This window comes from Pseudomonas sp. MF08875, assembly GCF_059862525.1.
In genome coordinates this window covers 1-3396 of record NZ_JCBCUW010000099.1, presented here as the reverse complement: position 1 = coordinate 3396, position 3396 = coordinate 1, and the positions used below count along the sequence as shown (strand labels likewise).

Annotated in this window: 3 protein-coding genes; all 3 read left to right on the top strand. The window is 52.6% G+C overall.

Features of this window, described 5'->3' with window-relative positions; all coding sequences use genetic code 11:
- The first annotated feature begins 213 nt into the window (after positions 1-213).
- Complete coding sequence (locus AC19YT_RS27965; protein WP_500611363.1) at positions 214-1920, top strand: helicase-related protein; 1707 nt, start codon at positions 214-216, stop codon at positions 1918-1920.
- Between the two features lie 650 nt (positions 1921-2570).
- A complete protein-coding gene (locus AC19YT_RS27960; protein ID WP_096144585.1) occupies positions 2571-2852 on the top strand; it encodes a hypothetical protein in 282 nt (93 codons plus the stop codon).
- Between the two features lie 54 nt (positions 2853-2906).
- Entirely contained in the window at positions 2907-3284 is a 378-nt protein-coding gene (locus tag AC19YT_RS27955) for a hypothetical protein (protein WP_500611362.1), read from the top strand.
- The last annotated feature ends 112 nt before the right edge of the window (positions 3285-3396 follow it).

Genomic DNA, 3396 nt, shown 5'->3' with positions numbered 1-3396 from the left:
GCGATATCAGCCATTTCTTGATGCATCGGTACAATTGGATTCGACCCCATCAATTCAATGATGGGCTGGCGCCAGCTCGGGCCGAAGAAAAACTTAACGTCGTGTCCGGGATTAGTTGACCACTACAGACGCAGTGTCGAGCCATTTGCGAAGATCATCGTCGATCTTCACGAGCGTGGTGCGTTGCGATCCTTACTCACAGTCGATCCGGCCGTGCTGCAGACTGCGATTGCCCTTGGTACAGAATGGCTGGGTGTAGATAGCGACATCCTCAAATGCCTGCGACTCGGCGTTGCGCTGCACCACGGGGCATTGCCCACGGCTTACCGTAAGGAAGTGGAGCACCTGCTTCGTAGAGGCAGCCTGCGCGTTACGATTTCATCGCCAACGCTAGCGCAAGGATTGAACCTTTCTGCCACAGCGATCGTGATGCATTCACTGTATAGACACGGTGAGAAGATCAAGATATCGGAATTTAAGAACATTATCGGTCGTGCCGGTCGCGCCTATATAGACGTAGAGGGTCTCGTCCTCTTTCCGATATTCGAAGATCGGCGAAACCAGAAACACAATGAATGGGTCGAGCTGATCGAGAACAAAGGCGCACGAGATATGGAGAGCGGATTAGTCATGCTTCTCAGCTCGCTGCTGTTGCGTATGCACAAACGGATAGGAGGCGACCTTAACCAGCTTATGGAGTATGTCGTGAACAGCGCCGTTGCCTGGACTTTTCCGGTAGTAGTTGGTGAGAAACTGGCTAATGAGGATCGTGCTCGAAAGGATTGGGAGCGGAATATTGCGACGTTCGACACTGCGATACTCGGTCTGATCGGCGATTCCGATGTGCCGGATGAAGGGATCGAAGCCGCGCTCGACGCGATCTTACAATCTTCGCTCTGGCAAAGACGCCTCCTGCGATTAGACGAGCCATCGCGCGCCATAATGAAGTCGGCGCTCTTGGCCCGAAGCCGCTATATTTGGGCTCGCTCTACTGCTGCGACTCGACGAGGCTACTACCTATCAGGTCTTGGCTTGGAGGCTGGCCAATCGCTAGACGCCGTTGCAGTAGAAGCTAACGCATTACTGATCGAGGCTAATGGAGCCTTGCTTATCGGAGATAGCGAAACAGCCATACGAGCCATTGCAGGAATCGCAGAGCGGGTATTCACGTTCTACCCATTCGCGCCGGATCCCTTCCCTGCCAACTGGCGAGAAATCCTGCGCTCTTGGCTCCTAGGTGAATCATTGAGCGCTCTGATTGCTGGCCAGGAAGGGAACGCCCTGCAATTCATCGAAGGAGGACTCGTCTACCGCCTGCCTTGGGCGATGGAAGCGTTGCGTGTCCGCGCTGCCGCGAATGGAGACGTGGTTGGAGATTTCGGCCTTGCTTTGGACGACTACGAGCTTGGCCTCGTTATGCCAGCAGTCGAGACTGGCACAATGAATAGGTCGGCTTCGATACTTATACAAGCCGGATTTAATTCGCGGTTAGCCGCCATCAAAGCGGTCAACGATACAGGGGCTACGTTTACAGCGGCACATGAACTACGGATGTGGCTCCAATCTCCCCAAGTCGTCGCTTCGTCAGGCCAACACGATTGGCCGACACCTGAAACGAGAGCATTGTGGCTCAGATTTACTGAAGATTCTGTCCCCGCTCACGGTCGAACTTGGGCAGAACGTCACTATACGGCCAACGTTCTTTGGCACGCTGCCCCCCCACCACCTAATTCGGCATTATCTCTTTATCTCTGGGAAGGCCAGCCGCACGTTCTTTCCGCCGAGGGATTAACCTTGGGTGTTCTGTCTCACCCGTTAAACCCAGCTCGCGGGGGTGTTGTTTTACGGGCGACTTTGATACCAAAGAGCGGACAAATAGCCCTCAGCTATCTCGGCCCAGACGACCTTTGGCTCGTTTGAACAAGGGTAACGATTCCCATGCATGAGGCAAACATCAATAAGTACTGGCTAGCGTAAGCCTTCCATGTCCAGTGCGACGAAACCGGGGGCGGGTGCACAGAGATGTCGAGTGCCCAGCCACCAATCCAGGGTGTCGGTGCAAACCGGCGGACCGCTCGGGTACCCGGTAGTGCTACTCGACTACGCAACCAGCTGCGGGCAAGACATTCCCATCGACGGAAAAACCTACGTTCGACGAGTCACAATGAATTGGGCTGAGGAAAGAGCCTAGAAGTCGGCGGGACCGTTTTCCCGCTAAGACCAAATCAACCTCCCCGCAGCACAAAGGCAAACATGATGTCGAGATCACGGCGCACGATGTCGGAATGCAGTCGCTAGCATCCATCGTCGCCAGCGACTGACGCGTACCGGGTATCACAGTCATGCGTAAAGGGATGTTATCGTGCCATTACTCAAGGACGCTCGGGCGCCCAGTTAACCTTCCTGTGAGGAAGAAGGTCCCCCAACTGGAGATCAGCATGGATCAGCTGCACCACCACGCAATTTATAATATAAACATAGAATTTATCCCGACGATTTACAATCGGGCATCTTTGTCATGCCAGAAAAATTGATGAATAACATCCAAATAGCATCTAGGGGACATGTGGATGAATGAACTTGACCAAGGCTATAAATTCAATCCCGCAGATCTAGTTGAATATGCAATGGATAAGCCGATTGGCGCCGCACGAGCGGCATTAACGGTGGCCTTGGAAAAGGCTGACGTTCATATTGATATTGTTATTGGCGAGCTTTCAGAAAACATGGAATTGAATCAAGAATTTCTGAAAGTGCTTTCTGGCGCCTTGCGGAAAAACTCTAGCAAGGTGCTCGGCGATATGCCAAACCGAATCAAGGATTGCCAGTTTGAGCGCGATATCGGACTATGATTAATCTTGATCTGTTTCTGACGCATAAGGCATTTACGTGGAACAGGGTGGCCAATGTCTATCGGTGAGAACCCCATAAAAACTCCCCCGGCCCCAGAGCTTATGCTCACGGCGCTCGATGTGCAAAAAGGAGAGCCGGTTCATCCCTTGGATCGCCTGATGATAATGTCGGCCGATGAGTGGGAGATATTTACCCTAGAGCTGGTTTTTTATTTTGATAAGGAATACGAGAAGGTCACCCGTTGCGCGGGCGCAGGAGACAAAGGGCGCGACGTTATCGCTCGATTCTCATCGGGATGGGACAATTACCAATGTAAGCACTATGGTAGAAAATTAAGTGTTGCAGATGTGGTTGCTGAACTCGGAAAACTGGTTTTCTACACGTGGAGGGGGGACTACACCCTTCCGCGAGATTATCGCCTGAATTCATAGAATAAGCGCAACGCTTGAAACGAGAGGCAGAGAGCCAGCCACCGGTAGAATCCAGGCTCTCACACCGAAGGATTCAAGCGCAGATGACTACGCATTACCGGCAGCTGACTCA